Origin of the sequence: Gallionella capsiferriformans ES-2 (genome assembly GCF_000145255.1) — a bacterium.
In the GTDB taxonomy this organism is placed as follows: Bacteria; Pseudomonadota; Gammaproteobacteria; order Burkholderiales; family Gallionellaceae; genus Gallionella; species Gallionella capsiferriformans.
Genome location: NC_014394.1, coordinates 942769 through 958115 on the forward strand (window position 1 = coordinate 942769; position 15347 = coordinate 958115).

General features: G+C 49.5%; 13 protein-coding genes. 10 read left to right on the top strand and 3 right to left on the bottom strand.

All coding sequences use genetic code 11. The features are described from left to right. Positions 1-30 precede the first annotated feature (30 nt). The 10 genes from GALF_RS04460 to GALF_RS04505 all read left to right on the top strand — a co-directional run bounded on the left by GALF_RS04460 (position 31) and on the right by GALF_RS04505 (position 11196). Positions 31-1545 carry an AlbA family DNA-binding domain-containing protein gene (locus tag GALF_RS04460; RefSeq protein ID WP_223293730.1) on the top strand — a complete coding sequence of 505 codons (1515 nt, stop codon included), beginning with the start codon at positions 31-33 and terminating at the stop codon, positions 1543-1545. A 54-nt stretch (positions 1546-1599) separates the two neighbouring features. Next, positions 1600-1791, top strand: a complete 192-nt coding sequence (locus tag GALF_RS04465; RefSeq protein ID WP_013292867.1) for an antitoxin VbhA family protein — start codon at positions 1600-1602, stop codon at positions 1789-1791. 81 nt (positions 1792-1872) lie between these two features. Further along, positions 1873-4482, top strand: coding sequence for a BREX-1 system phosphatase PglZ type A (gene pglZ / locus GALF_RS04470; protein ID WP_013292868.1), 2610 nt, complete (start codon positions 1873-1875; stop codon positions 4480-4482). Positions 4483-4491: 9 nt separating this feature from the next. Then, on the top strand, positions 4492-6522 hold the full coding sequence (gene brxL, locus GALF_RS04475) for a protease Lon-related BREX system protein BrxL (RefSeq protein ID WP_013292869.1): 2031 nt from the start codon (positions 4492-4494) through the stop codon (positions 6520-6522). 313 nt (positions 6523-6835) lie between these two features. After that, on the top strand, positions 6836-7771 hold the full coding sequence (locus GALF_RS04480; RefSeq protein ID WP_013292870.1) for a hypothetical protein: 936 nt from the start codon (positions 6836-6838) through the stop codon (positions 7769-7771). A 26-nt stretch (positions 7772-7797) separates the two neighbouring features. Next, positions 7798-8289, top strand: a complete 492-nt coding sequence (locus GALF_RS04485) for a hypothetical protein (protein ID WP_013292871.1) — start codon at positions 7798-7800, stop codon at positions 8287-8289. Between the two features lie 26 nt (positions 8290-8315). After that, the gene (locus tag GALF_RS04490) at positions 8316-9779 is read left to right on the top strand and encodes a GNAT family N-acetyltransferase (RefSeq protein WP_013292872.1); all 1464 of its coding nucleotides are present in this window, start codon (positions 8316-8318) and stop codon (positions 9777-9779) included. Beyond that, positions 9739-10185 carry a hypothetical protein gene (locus tag GALF_RS04495; protein WP_013292873.1) on the top strand — a complete coding sequence of 149 codons (447 nt, stop codon included), beginning with the start codon at positions 9739-9741 and terminating at the stop codon, positions 10183-10185. Before GALF_RS04490 ends, GALF_RS04495 begins: the two co-directional genes overlap by 41 nt. A gap of 11 nt (positions 10186-10196) precedes the next feature. Continuing rightward, on the top strand, positions 10197-10739 hold the full coding sequence (locus GALF_RS04500; RefSeq protein ID WP_150102568.1) for an ATP-binding protein: 543 nt from the start codon (positions 10197-10199) through the stop codon (positions 10737-10739). Between the two features lie 91 nt (positions 10740-10830). Next, positions 10831-11196, top strand: a complete 366-nt coding sequence (locus tag GALF_RS04505; protein ID WP_041937969.1) for a hypothetical protein — start codon at positions 10831-10833, stop codon at positions 11194-11196. 117 nt (positions 11197-11313) lie between these two features. Here the strand turns inward: GALF_RS04505 and GALF_RS04510 are convergent, their stop codons facing one another. The 3 genes from GALF_RS04510 to metE form a co-directional block, all read right to left on the bottom strand. After that, positions 11314-11703, bottom strand: coding sequence for a dihydroneopterin aldolase (locus GALF_RS04510; RefSeq protein WP_013292876.1), 390 nt, complete (start codon positions 11701-11703; stop codon positions 11314-11316). Next, a complete protein-coding gene (gene glyA, locus GALF_RS04515) occupies positions 11703-12950 on the bottom strand; it encodes a serine hydroxymethyltransferase (protein WP_013292877.1) in 1248 nt (415 codons plus the stop codon). Before glyA ends, GALF_RS04510 begins: the two co-directional genes overlap by 1 nt. 109 nt (positions 12951-13059) lie before the next feature. After that, entirely contained in the window at positions 13060-15336 is a 2277-nt protein-coding gene (gene metE / locus GALF_RS04520; protein ID WP_013292878.1) for a 5-methyltetrahydropteroyltriglutamate--homocysteine S-methyltransferase, read from the bottom strand. Between the last annotated feature and the right edge of the window lie 11 nt (positions 15337-15347).

Here is a 15347-nt window from a genome sequence, read left to right on the forward strand (position 1 = left end):
TAAGCTATCTACTGTGGGGTGGGAAAAGCGATGATTGACGAGGTAAGGATGACATCTATCGAGCAACTGATAGCCCAACCCGAAGGCAAAACGCTGGAGTTTAAGCGCGACCTGTCCTCGCCCAAGCCATTGCTCAAAACGCTGGTAGCCTTTGCCAATACGGCGGGCGGGCGGTTGTTCGTTGGAGTGGATGACCAGCGCAAGGTTGTTGGCGTCGTGCATCCGCTGGATGATGAGGAGCGCCTGTGCAACCTGATTGCTGACAGTATTGCACCGCGTTTGATGCCAAATGTTGAGTTGATTACCGTCGAGGGTAAAACGCTGCTGGTAGTGGAAGTATTTGTCAGCGGCTCGCGTCCTCATTGGCTCAAGGCCGAGGGGCCTGAACACGGTGTCTATGTTCGCCTGGGTTCGACCAGTCGGCAAGCCGATCAGGCGTTGATTGATGAACTGCGCCGTACGGCTGAGGGCGTGGCCTTTGATGAGTTGCCTATGCCTGATTTGAGCGTTGAAGATTTAGATCTGGTCAGCGCGACAAAACTTTTTCAGGGAATAAGTGCGCTTGACGATCAGGCGTTGCGTACGCTCAAATTGGTCACGAGCTATCAGGGTCGATTGGTGCCTACCAAAGGTGCGGTGCTGCTGTTTGGGAAAGAGCGTGCCCAGCATTTTTCAGATGCATGGGTGCAGTGTGGTCGTTTTATCGGCACTGACAAGGCCGCTATCTTTGATCATATTGATATTCATGACCCTCTGCCGCAAGCGGTGGACAGTATCATGCTATTCCTTAAAAAGCACGCCATGCGGGGTGCCGATTTTTCGGAGGTGCGTCGCAAAGATGTCTGGAGTATTCCGCTCACCTTGTTGCGTGAGGCCGTTATCAACGCGCTGGTACATGCCGACTATTCACAACGCGGCGCGCCGATTCGTATTTCCTTTTTTGATGACCGTATCGAAATCGAAAATCCCGGAATTTTGCTGCCCGGCATGACCATTGAGGACATGCGTCAGGGTGTGTCAAAAATTCGCAACCATGTGATTGCCCGCGTGTTCCGTGAACTTAACCTGATTGAACAGTGGGGCAGTGGCGTGCGCCGAATTTTCAAGGAAGCCGAACAACTGGGGTTGCCAGAGCCGCAAATTATCGAAGTGGGTATGCGGGTTCGTGTTGTGGTGCATCTGGCTGAAGTATTGGAGATTCAGGATATTCATGGCCAGATTGAGAAAATAACACCAGAACGGCTAGAGTCACGGCTAGAGTCACGGCTAGAGTCACGGCTAGAGTCAAATCTTGCGGCTAAAGTGATGATCCTGCTTGGCGAAGATGAGGCAGGTAAAGCAAAATTGGCAAAGCTGCTTGGGCATAAATCAGTTTCTGGGGAGTTGCACAAACAAATCAAAAGGTTGTTAGTGCTCGAAATGATCGAAATGACTTTGCCAGACAAACCCAATAGCCGGTTGCAGAAGTATCGACTTACGGTAAATGCGCATGATCTTATGTTGGCGGAAGTGAAGGTCGCGACCGGTGGGACTGGTGATGGTTGAGCAAGTTTCCATAAGCCTGGACGGGAATTGTTGGCCTTTGAATTGAGGATGGATATGAAAAAAATTAGTAAACAAGCTGTACGCCGCAAGTCGGTAGAAAATATATTGGCTTCATTGCGCATAGATCAGCTGACCCCCGGTGACTATGTGGTCAAGGGCATGAATGCTTGCGTGAGTGGGAAGAATACGACAGCCAATGTACTCCAAGAGGTCATGCGTCACCATGTCACGTTACGACGGGTCTGATTCCTGCGTCTATGCTTGCAGAATTTACTGCCACCGTTGAGTAATTGTTGAAATTTTCTAAAAATACATGAGACCATCCCTTTGAGTAATCAACGAATCGTAGATTCCTTATCTTCACTATATGCCAATCATGCCATCGTGTTTTGGCATGATGCCGATGCCGAGTTTTCATCTGTCGTAGATGGGCTTCCATTGCCTGATGTACAAGTGGTGCGCACAGATAGCATGCCTGCGCTCAAAGTTAAGCTGGATATCGAGCGCGCACCAAAACAAAAATGGCTGCTCTACAGCAATAAACCAGAACCTGAACTTGCCCAAGACTGGCTGCTGGATATTCGCCTGCGCAGCAAGTCATTCAGCGCGGATGCCGCCTCCATTCTGCTGGAAGACTTGGGGCTGACATCGCAGACATTGCGTGCGCATCTGAAACTTCGCGCCAAGTTCCTGCGTGCTAAAGACCGTGTTGAAAAACTGAAACGACTGGTGGTGCCAACCGATACGGCAGAGGATATCGACCGCAAGATGCTGGCGGTGTTGGCACGAGCAGATCAGCCAGAATTGACGGCGGTATTATTTCGCCTGTTTTCAGGTTTGGTTGCGGAGGGGATGGCTGACTTGAATGCCGAGACCCGGCAATGGCAGGAGATTCAGAGCAATGAATTGGAATCGGCTTTCTGGGAAAATGTTGAGCGAGAGTTCGGCTACGCCCAGTCAGCGCCTTCGTTGTCAGACTTTTTGATTCATTTGCTGGTTACGGATTTTGCACGTTCACTGACTGGCACTTGTCCCGGTCAACTCGCCCATTTTATTTTAGCCAATAAAACGCTGGCGGCGAATGCGGCGGTATTTGTTGCCCGATGGCGTTCAGATATGGCGCACTTTGCCAGTTACAACGCCTTGTCTGAGCAGATAGCCAAGGAGCTGGATATTGCCGGTATGTTGGGTGGCTTGTCCGGTGCGTCACTATCTGAGGTGATGACCTTCGCGGTCGTTGAGCAGCGCATCATCAAACAGATCAAGGATCAAATCATTGCGGCATCCGGTGCTGAATCGAATGCAGTACGCTCGTTGATTGCGCGCCGTCGCGATGGTCATTGGGCAAACCGTTTACTAGCTCAGGATAATGATGTCACTCGCGCATTGGCTGCGAGCTATGATGCGTTGGAGGCGGCTTACGGCTTCTTTGAATTGAAGGCGGCACATGAGGCAGGATTTAGTTTCGCGAATGCAGCCGACGGTTTAGCTGCGTATCAAGCCGAGATATTCCGGTTTGACCAGCTGTATCGCCAGTTTAACTTTGCCGCTGCGGCTGTTGAACCGATGGGCTGGGCGGTGTTGCATGAGTTGATTGAGCGTGTTGAAAGTGCCTATTCCGGCTGGTTCATCCCGCAATTAACATCGTCATGGAGCAAAGTGCTGGAAGGCGACAGCGGTCTACTGGGAAAGTGGAAAGTCGATGGCTTAATAAATCAGCCCGATTTCTATATAAAGCATGTGAAGCCGGTGCTGGATGGCGGCGCAAAACGGGTGTTTGTGGTGATTTCGGATGCATTCCGTTACGAGGCAGCCGAGGAGTTGACGCGTATTATCAATAGCCGTAACCGTCTGAAGGCATCCTTGTCCGCCATGCTCGGCGTTTTGCCCAGTTACACCGCGCTGGGTATGGCATCGCTGCTGCCTCACTCCAAATTGGCGTACAAGCTAAATGGCAATTACGACTTGAGTGCGGATGGCGCTGTGGTTTCGACCAGCGAGCAGCGCAGCACTCATCTTGAGCAGTATGGCGGCGTGGCAATCAAAGCCGATGATTTGATGGCGCTGGGTAAAGACAAGGGGCGTGAATTCGTTCGTGACAAGCAAGTGGTGTACATCTATCACGACCTGATTGACATGATCGGTGATAAACAAGCATCCGAGACCAAGACCTTTGCAGCGGTCAATGATGCGCTGGATGAGTTGGGAAGGCTGGCCAATTTCATTATCAACAGTCTGAATGGCTCGGTTGTCTTGCTGACTGCGGATCACGGCTTTATGTATCAGGAGTCGGCCCTTGATGTAGCTGATAAATCAACGCTGGATGAAAAGCCCACAGGTCTGTTAAAAGCTAAAAAACGCTATCTGATTGGACAGGGAATCGGTGTTAGTCCAAAAGCCTGGTGCGGCAATACGGCAGTGACGGCGGGAACTGAGGCGGGCGAGGGCAGTATGGACTTCTGGTTGCCCAAGGGCGCGGCGCGTTTCCATTTCGCCGGTGGTGCGCGATTTGTGCATGGCAGTGCGATGCCACAGGAAGTGGTTGTGCCGGTGATTACCTTGCGTGCAAGTGAATCGGATAAGGCAAAGACCCGCTTCGTGAATTTCAGTATTCTGGGTGCGTCGATTAAAGTGGTAACCAACAGGCAGCGATTTGAATTTATTCAGGATGAGGCTGTTTCAGCACGCATACTGCCACGCATGGTGCAGATTTCATTGCGCGATGGTGAGGAATTTATCAGTGATGAGCAGTCGCTGACCTTCGATAGCGATTCCGATCTGATGGATAGCCGTAAACGCACAGTGATGCTGACCGTTCGATCGGGAAGCTATGACCGGAATAAAGATTACTTCCTGATAGCGCGTGACGCGCAAACCAAGGTGGAAGTGATGCGCCTGCCGCTGCGAGTGGATCTGGCGTTTTCAAATGATTTTTAGGAACAGACGATGATTGATTCGAATCAGGAAAAAAGCCTTGATGTGCTATTGAACGAATTTCTGCCCGGCAAGGTGGTGCGCAAGGATCTGACCAAGCTGATTAAGGAAGGCGCGAATGTGCCGGTTTATGTGCTGGAGTATTTGCTCGGCATGTACTGCGCATCGGATGATCCTGCGACCATTGAGGCAGGCTTAACCAATGTGAAGCGGGTGCTGGCGGAAAACTACGTGCGTCCGGACGAAGCTGAAAAGGTAAAGTCCAAAATCCGCGAGAGTGGCAGCTATAAGGTGATCGATAAGGTCACGGTCAAGCTGAACGAGAAGCGAGACTCTTACGAGGCGATGCTTTCCAACTTGTCTATCAGGGATGCGGAAATTCCTGATTCCGATGTACGTAATTTTGAGAAGCTGCTGGTCGGCGGGATCTGGTGCATCGTGACGCTGCGCTACCGCTTTGAGGAAAATCAGAAGGGCTCGCCGTTTTCGATTTCTGATTTGAAGCCGATCCAGATGCCCAACATGGATATGGAGGCATTGTTCAATGCGCGCAAAGGTTTTACCGAGGAACAGTGGATCGACAGTTTGATCCGTTCGACGGGCATGGAGCCAACTTGTTTTGATCAGCGGGTGAAATGGCATTTGCTGGCACGCATGATTCCGCTGGTGGAAAATAATTACAACATCTGCGAGTTAGGCCCTCGCGGCACCGGCAAGAGCCATATTTACAAGGAAATCAGCCCGAATAGCATTCTTGTATCTGGCGGGCAAACCACTGTCGCCAATCTGTTCTACAACATGGGATCGCGCAAGATCGGTCTGGTCGGATTATGGGATGTGGTCGCGTTTGATGAGGTGGCAGGTATCAACTTCAAGGAACAAGACGGCATTCAGATCATGAAGGACTATATGGCGAGCGGGTCATTCTCGCGCGGGCGTGAGTCGATCAATGCAAGCGCATCCATGGTGTTCGTCGGCAATATCAATCAGTCTGTCGAACAGATGGTAAAAACCAGTCATTTGCTGGAGCCCTTCCCGGACGCGATGATTGATTCGGCATTTTTTGACCGATTCCATGCCTATGTGCCGGGCTGGGAAATCCCCAAGATGCGCCCGGAATTTTTCACTAACCAGTACGGCATGATCGTGGATTACCTGGCGGAATGGATGCGCGAGATGCGTAAGCGCAGCTTTGCCGATGCCATCGACAAGTGGTTCAAACTGGGTAATAACCTGAATCAGCGCGATACGATTGCCGTGCGCCGTACCGTGTCTGGTCTGCTCAAACTAACTTGCCCGCATGGCGAATATGGCAAGGAAAGCGTGCGACGTGCGTTGGAATATGCACTTGAAACGCGTCGCAGGATAAAAGAACAGCTCAAGAAAATCGGCGGCATGGAATTCTACGATGTCCATTTCAGCTATATCGATCTGGAAGATGGGCAGGAGCGGTTTATATCAGTGCCGGAGCAGGGTGGTGGTTCGCTTATTCCTGATGGCAGACCCAACCCCGGAACATTGCATACCATCAGTATCGGTGAAAACGGCATGCCGGGTGTGTACCGACTGGAAATCCAGTCTATTGCCGGCAATGGCAAGATTTCGATTTCTGGGAATAATTCCAGAGAGCCATCCAGAGTCGCATTCGACTACTTTAAAGCCCACGCTTCACGGGTAAGCGGGGCGATCAAGCCGAGTGATTATGATTACCATTTGCATCTGGTCGAGCTGCAAAATTCCGGTGCGCCAGAAACTTTGACGCTCGCCAACTTTATCGCGCTGTGTTCTGCAACACTGGGCAAGTCGATGCAGAGTCAGATGGTCGTGATGGGCGATATGAGTCTGGGTGGAACCATTACACAGGCGCGTAACTTGGCGGAAAGTTTGCAAGTGGCGTTTGATGCCGGTGCGAAACGTATCCTGCTGCCGATGTCGAGCGTGACCGATATTCCAACGGTTCCCGGCGAACTGTTTGCAAAATTCCAGACCAGTTTTTACTCAGATCCTGTGGACGCGGTATTCAAGGCGTTGGGGGTGGAGTGATCGAGGTTGAATGGGCTGCCGCAATGTGGGTGTAAAACGGAATGCTGCCTGCGACTCAAGTTGTTTTCAGGAGCGTACTATGCGATTCATGTGCTATTGAGCGGAAAGCTTCACTGATTGCTTTGTGGCGCGGAATAATGCAGCACGAAAACTGGAGGTGCCATTTTCTGCCGTTCGAGGAGGACACAAAACTTCTTACACGCTCATTTACGCGCGGAATTGCTATTTTTATGCCAGTAAACTCACGCTTAGGGTAAACTGCACAACCGAAATTGGTTGCAAATATAAAAATAATCTGGCCGTACTGTAAAATATGAATAGTATTTTTCTGTTAAATGAAACAAATCAAGCACAGCTCATTAAGCAGGCCCATTTTAACCTCTGGATGGTCGGAAATGAACGTTTCCTAGATGTGGGGTTGCGAATGGTCAGAGATCAACGCATTGAGTTATACCTACCCTGGATTAATGCAGTGATTTCTGATTTGTACGATACCCTTAAAGATGGAGATGTTCTAAATGCGATATTTAATCAGCATCTTACGGTAACGCAGACTACGGGGCTAGGTTATACAACGGTTACCCGTGGAACAGATGTGTTCGATGTCGTCAAAGTTAAAGATATTACGGCAACACCATTTGTGCTTCATAACACGACACACAGCAATGCATACACAAAGATAACAATTGAGCCGGATAAGTTAACGCCTAATGACTCATATATACGCTTAAGAGCAAAAGGTTTTGGAAATGATGTATTTAATACGACACATGTCTGCACAGGTTCCTTCCTTAATCCGTATAGGGAGTCTATTGAGGCCGTCGATTTTCGGGTAAACGAAATTCGTACCGTAACACCCTCTGATTTTAAAAAAACTGCGGTTGAAATTCCAGTTATTCAAGACTTGCATTTTTTCTTACTCAAGAGCTTTCATGAAACTAATTCATTGAGTAGCCCTCCATATACAAGATGTAGGGAGTTGGAAGACAAAGCATGGGTCCAATATTTGGCGTTAAGCCAGGAAAATAAGGTAGCAACTTTGGCTTATCATTGGAAAAAGAGTCTCTCGAAAGGAGAGCATTTCTCTATATTGGCGACATTCGGTGAAAAAAAGGCATCTTGGTTAATCGTGTTTTTCTATGTTGTAATCATCGTCATTCTTAATTTGTTTTCGACCTTTACGTATGAAAAAATGGCTCCACAGCAGGATCTAGGCGATTGTGCTGAACAACAAAGTGTTCCCAAGTAACGTCGGTTACTTTTGAGAGGTGTCGTATGAAAAAGTTTTCTGTGGATTTCGGTACATTGATTGTAAGCAACGATAGTGCCGAGGCTGAACAACTGTTATGCATGTCAAAAGTTGTTCTTGAAAACATTCGTCATCTTGAAAAGTCATATCCGAATTTTCAATATTGGTTCGAGTCACAGGTTGTCAGGGGAATATTAGGCGGCTCAAGAAGCTTCGTAATTGAATTGCGTGATGGAAAAATGGCAGGCGTGGCGATTCTTAAAGACACCCCAGAAGAAAAGAAAATTTGCACAATTAGTGTCTGCGATGAATTTAAATCAAAGGGAATGGGGGTTCGTCTTTTTGAGAAAAGTATGCGACTTCTTGATACTGATAAACCACTTGCATCTGTTTCTGAAAGCCGACTACCTGAATTTGAGAAAATATTTGAGTACCTTGATTATGACTATTCTGCCGAATACCACGGGCTGTATCTTCCGCAAAGGAAGGAGTTTAGTTTTAACGGCCTCCTACAGTAGCTAGTCATAATAGAGCTCAGTTTATTTTGCGTTTTCTACTCGACACCAATATTCTTATTCCGCTTGAAGACTCACGCCTCCCACTAAGTTCAAATCTTGCCAATTTTGTAAGATTGGCAAGAGAGTATGGACATCAACTTGTATTTCATCCGGCCTCAAAGGAAGATATAAGTCGGGATGAAAATCATGACCGTAGGCTTCAGACACTAGAGCGACTTGCTCAATACACCTGCCTCGAAAAGGTGCCAACTTGTCCATGGAACACACCGGAGACGGGGCCAAATGACAAGGCGGATAATGAAATTCTTTATGCTTTAGCATGCGATGCCGCCGATGCTTTGATTACAGAAGACAAAGGTATACAAAATAAAGCGAAAAGACAGAATCTTGAGGCACGCGTATATGCGATTCAAACTGCTGAAGATTTATTGCGCCGATTGCATGAAACGACGTCGGTGCACTTGCCAAACATACAGGAGGTTCCCTTACATTCGCTCACTCCTGAATTAGAGGACAATTTTTTTGATGGACTACGCTTGGATTATCCAGATTTTGGTACATGGTTTCGTGCAAAAGCGCGTGAACAAAGGAAGGCGTGGCTGTATAGAAACGACGATGGGAAAATAGGCGCATTGTGCATCTATGCGCATAAGGAAAATGAAATAATTAGTGATAATGATTTGGTACTGAATGGAGCGTCCTTAAAACTATGTACATTCATCGTCGCACCGTCATGTCGGGGAAAAAAAATAGGTGAGTTGTTTTTAAAAGCGGCATTCCGCTATGCCACCTCAAATAGACTGGAGCATATATTTATTCACGGTAATGCAGAAAAACAGAGCATTCTTTTTGAATTGTTGACCGACTTTGGGTTCGTGGAGTCGGGTACATATCAAGGTGATATTGTATATTTAAAAAAACAGCCTGAAATGATTCCGGAAGACGTATGCGAACCATTTGAGTATTGCAGACGTTATTTTCCTCACTTTCGACAAGATTCGTCAGTTCGCAAGTTTATCATTCCAATTAGGCCTGAATTTCACCGTATATTGTTTTCTGATTACGATTCTCCATTTGATTCACAAATGGCACTCTTCGAATCAACTTACAGTGTTAGCAATGCCATCAAGCAGGCATATTTATGCAATGCCCAAATCCAGTCTATAAAAGCTGGTGATATTGTGCTTTTCTATCGCTCAATCGACGAGCAGGCCGTCACTAGTTTGGGAATCGTTGAACACTATGAATCGCACCAAGATGTATGGAAAATAGTCAGACAAGTTCGTCGTCGAACTGTATATAGCATCGAGCAAATTGCAGAGTTGGCATGTAAGCCAACCAAAGTAATGCTTTTCAGGTTAGTGAAACACTTTTTGCATCCTCCCTCAATTGATTGGCTTCAGGAAAATCACGTTGTAAATGGCAGCATACAATCTATCAGAGAAATTAATGACCACGCGTTCCAAAAACTTATCTCAAAAGCCTCTTAAAATTGCACTGATTTCTATTCGCCCAAATTTTGTGAATAAGATACTTTCTGGCGAAAAAAAATTAGAATTTAGAAGACGCTGGGCCGCACATCCGGTAGATATTCTTGTAATTTATTGCTCTTCACCCATTCAAAGAATTGTAGCAAGAGTTAGTGTCGTTTCAGTCACCGAAGGATCACCGACTGCGTTATGGGAACTGGCCAAACAAAAAGGTGGAGGGGTAAGTCGTCAGATTATCTTTGATTACTTCAAAGGGGCAAAGTCTGGTTATGCCATTGAGATTACTGATGTGCTTAAATTTGATAACCCTATTGACCCTAAAATGGTCTTTAATAAATTCTTAGCGCCACAATCTTTTCGTTACCTCGATTCAGATGATTACGTTAGGATTCTTGAGAGGACGTAATGGGAGCAACTATGAATATTGTTTTTGTGGCCGGTATACATGCCGTTGGGAAATCCACGGCCTGTGAAGCTATTTCTGTTGAATTTAATATTCCTCATTTTACGGCGAGTCAAATTATTCGAGCTGAGAGGTCATCTGCAATACCAGCGGCCTCTAAGTTAGTTACAGATGTGGAAGAAAACCAGCGTTTGTTGCTCCAAGGTATTTCAAGATTATCGGCAAATAGTGGATTGTTGCTTGATGGGCATTTTACGTTACAGCGTAAATCGGATGGCGGGATTGAAGCTATTTCAGCCGATGTTTTTCGAGAAATTCAGATAGCCGCAATCGTGGTTTTCATAGACGAGCCTGCTAAAATAGCCAAGAGAATGTTTGACCGGGATGAAGTAAGTTTGCCAATCGAGTTGATTCAAACGCACCAAGATGCGGAGGTCGCTCATGCTAACGATGTCGCATCCATGCTTGGTGTTCCTATCGTCGTACTGAGTGCTTTTGATATAAAAGGGTTTTCTAGTGCCATTAAAGGCTGGGGGATTTCAAGGCATACCTTCTAAAATTACTGGCACTGAAGGGGTACATCCAAAAATTGGAGCTTCCCGCAGAACTGCTCACCACGCACACAAACTTACAGGCAGCATTCAGCACATGATCGCCGAGGCGGAGCTGCTGCTGGCAACGTACTACAACCTGGCGATGTTACGCCTTGCCTCTTTTGTCCATCTTTTACCAGACCGCAAGCGCATCATTCCATTTATTGCGTATTCCAATGAATTTACACCACCGATTCCAACGCCAAACCCGCCACCCATTCCAATCACAAACTCGCCAGCAATTTCAACTGCAAAATTCTATTTGAACGTATTTGTTCAGTATCATGATTTGAACATGCATTGGTTCATATTGCTGACATTCATCTTGATTCGGTGTGAAGGGCAGGAATCGACAGACACGACCTTCAAGGTGGTACATCTGAGCAACTGCTTTACTGCTGATAGCAGGCCCTCAACTTAATGGAAATTGTGAGCTTGAATGACTCTTGCTAACCCGGTACCGCTATTAACCAGCTCGAACTCGTTGCCTGATATGAGACATAGACGAATTCAAATATCCAATAAATTCCGGGTTTGTTTAATCATTTTGCGACCTGTCAATATGGCGTGTAATGCGTATACCGACCCGTGCCAGATCACCCATCGCACCAGGTTTTTCAACCTCCAGCACAATTCTGCTGCAGTTCCATTGGGCAAACATGCGTTGCGTCAGGTATTCCGCCAATGTTTCCAAAAGCCTATAACGGCAAGGGGAAATCCATATCATTAATTGATTCTCTATCAATGTGCGCGTTAAGTACAACGGTTGCGCACTGACCAATTGCAAGCTCAATATGAGAGGTCGTTCAGCTTTTCGTTCCCATTCATATACGCCGACGATAGTCTGCACGGTGAGGTTGTCTTCGCAGTGCAGGTAGGGAGCGTTTAAAAGGCGTTCCTCAGGAATGTCGGCAATGGCTTTGTGCATCAGCCGTAGACAGGAAAGCGTTTTGTCAACGCGGCCACCTGCTCGCGTACACGGGTTATATTGTCCGCTTCAAGTGGATTATCCAGTATGTCGGCGATCAGATTGCCGACTTGGCGTGCTTCCTCTTCGCGGAAACCGCGCGTGGTCATGGCCGGTGAACCAAGTCGGATGCCCGACGTGACGAAGGGCTTCTCAGGATCATTGGGAATGGCGTTCTTGTTGACGGTGATGTGCGCTTCGCCGAGGATTTTCTCGGCCTCCTTGCCGGTGATCTTCTTGGCACGCAGATCCACGAGCATGACATGGCTCTCGGTGCGGCCCGAGACGATGCGCAGACCACGCGCGATCAATGTTTCGGCCAGCACGGCGGCGTTCCTGACGACCTGCTGCTGGTAGGCCGTAAACTCGGGAGCCTGTGCTTCCTTGAAGGCCACGGCCTTGCCGGCGATTACATGCATCAGTGGACCACCCTGCAACCCGGGGAAGATCGCCGAATTGATCGCTTTTTCGTATTCAGATTTCATCAGAATTACCCCACCACGCGGGCCACGCAAGCTCTTGTGGGTGGTGGTGGTCACGAAATCGGCATGTGGCACGGGGTTAGGATAGACGCCAGCGGCGATCAGCCCGGCGTAGTGGGCCATGTCCACCATGAAATAGGCACCGATGGATTTGGCGATGCGGGCGATGCGCTCGAAATCGATGCGCAATGCGAAAGCGGAGGCCCCGGCAATGATCAGCTTAGGCCGTTTTTCGAGAGCCAGTCTTTCGAGGGCTTCGTAGTCGATGTCTTCCTGGGCGTTGAGACCGTAGCTGACCACGTTGAACCACTTGCCGCTCAGGTTGAGCGCCATGCCGTGGGTCAGGTGCCCACCCTCGGCCAAGCTCATGCCCATGATGGTGTCGCCCGGTTTGAGCACGGCGAAGAACACCCCTTGATTGGCTTGGGAGCCGGAGTTGGGTTGCACGTTGGCGGCCTCTGCGCCGAACAGTTGCTTGACGCGATCAATGGCGATCTGCTCGACGATATCGACATATTCGCAGCCGCCATAGTAACGCTTGCCGGGGTAGCCCTCGGCATATTTGTTGGTCAGTTGCGAACCCTGAACGGCCATCACGGCAGGCGAGGTGTAGTTCTCCGAAGCGATCAACTCGATGTGATCTTCCTGACGCTGATTTTCTTTCTCGATGGCGGCAAATATCTCGGGGTCGATCTGGTCTACCGTATAGCGATTACGTTCAAACATGCTTGTCCTTGTGGAAAAATGAATCTCGATACGGGTTCGGAATATAGTGATGGAAATACCTTGCGCGGCATCAAGCTTCAGTACGCCACGCAAGGTAGATGGGCTAATCTCAGGCTGCGCCGCGCAGAGTCTTGGCTGCCGCTACCATATTCTGCAATGCCGGAATCACCTCCGTCCATTGACGGGTTTTCAGACCACAGTCCGGATTGACCCACAGACGCTCGGCCGGGATGCGCTCGGCGGCCTTCTTCATCAGTCGCACTATATGCTCCTGTGTCGGGATGTTAGGCGAGTGGATGTCATACACGCCCGGACCGATTTCGTTCGGATACTTGAAATCGTCGAAAACATCGAGCAATTCCATATCCGAACGGGAAGTCTCAATCGTAATCACGTCCGCGTCCATATCGGCGATGGAAGCAATGATGTCGTTAAACTCCGAGTAACACATGTGGGTGTGTATCTGGGTTTCGTCTGCCACGCCATTAGCGGTAATGCGGAAGGACTCCACCGCCCAGTCCAGGTACTGCTTCCACTGAAATTTGCGCAATGGCAAACCTTCACGCAGCGCGGCCTCGTCGATCTGGATCACACGTATCCCTGCTTTCTCCAGATCCTGCACTTCCTCGCGAATTGCTAAAGCAAGCTGGTAACAAGAAACAGAGCGCGGCTGATCGTCGCGGACGAAAGACCAATTCAGTATCGTCACCGGGCCGGTCAACATACCTTTCATGGGCTTGCTGGTCAGCGATTGTGCGTATTTAATCCAGTCGACGGTCATTGCCTTCGGGCGACTGATGTCGCCGAACAGGATGGGCGGCTTGACACAACGCGAGCCGTAGGACTGCACCCAGCCGAACTGGCTGAAGGCGTAGCCATCGAGTTGTTCGCCAAAATACTCCACCATGTCGTTGCGCTCGGCTTCGCCATGTACCAGCACGTCCAGGCCCAAGGCTTCCTGCTCGCGCACACTGCGCTCGATTTCTGCGCGCATTGCCGCCTTGTATCCAGCTTCATTTAGCTCGCCAGCCTTCAATTGGCTGCGTGCCTGACGAATTTCCGCTGTCTGCGGGAAAGAACCGATGGTCGTGGTGGGATAGAGCGGCAAGTTCAACAAAGCGGCCTGTTTCCTGGCGCGAACCGGATAGGGGCCCTTGCGCTGGCCCAACGCTGGGTTGATGTTGGCGATGGCCGCTCTGACCGCCGGGTTGGTCACGCGCGGAGATGTGCGGCGTGCGGCGATGGCGGTTTGGTTAGCTGCCAGTTCGGTAGCCACTGCTGCACGCCCATTGTTCAAAGCAGTGGCGAGAGTCTTCAGCTCATCCAGTTTTTGCAAGGCGTAAGCGAGCCACGACTTGATTTCAACATCCAGTTTCTGTTCACTGGCAAGATCCACCGGTACGTGCAGTAGCGAGCAAGATGGTGCAATCCATAGACGTTCACCCAACCGTGCCGCGAAAGGCTCTAGCCAATCGAGCGTGGCATTGAGGTCGGTTTTCCAGATGTTGCGGCCATTGATAACTCCCAGTGACAGCACCTTGTGCGACGGCAGCAGATTCAGCAGCGGCTGGATTTCGTCACGGGCATTGATTGCATCCAGGTGCAGGCCCGCCACTGGCAGATTGCATGCTAGATGCAGGTTCTCTTGCAGCGTGCCGAAATAGGTGGCCAGCAGCAACTTGACGCGACTGCTCTTGAGGTGATGGTAAGCAAAATTAAATGCATGTTGCCAGTCGGCGTCCAGTTCGGTGACCAGCACGGGTTCATCAATTTGTACCCACTCTGCCCCTTGTACAGCCAGTTTCTCCAGCAGTTCGGCGTACGCCGGCAACAAGCGCTCCAGCAAAGCCAGCTTGCTGGAGTCATCCTTGGCCTTGCCCAGCCACAAGTAAGTGACCGGACCGATGATCACGGGCTTGGTATTGACACCCTGCGCCGTGGCTTCGGCCAGTTGTTCCAGCAGGCGCGAGGCGTCCAGCTTGAACTCGGTAGCGGCAGTAAATTCCGGGACAATGTAGTGGTAGTTGGTATCGAACCACTTGGTCATCTCGCCTGCGGCGACATCGCTCCCCCCAGCCGTCGCAGCCGAACGACCGCGCGCCACGCGGAAATAATTGTCCAACTGATCGCCGCTGTAGCCGTGTACGCGCTCGGGCAGGTTGCCCAGCGTAAAGCTCATATCCAGCACCTGATCGTAGAAGGCGAAATCGCCCACTGGCACCAGGTCCAGATGCGACTGGTTTTGCCAGTGGCGCTGGCGCAGTTGTGCACCGAACACTTTGAGATCGTCACGGGAGGACTGGCCTTTCCAGTAAGACTCAAGGGCGAATTTCAGTTCGCGCTTGGCGCCGATGCGAGGAAAACCAAAATTATGTGTCGTAACCATGTTTTACTTTC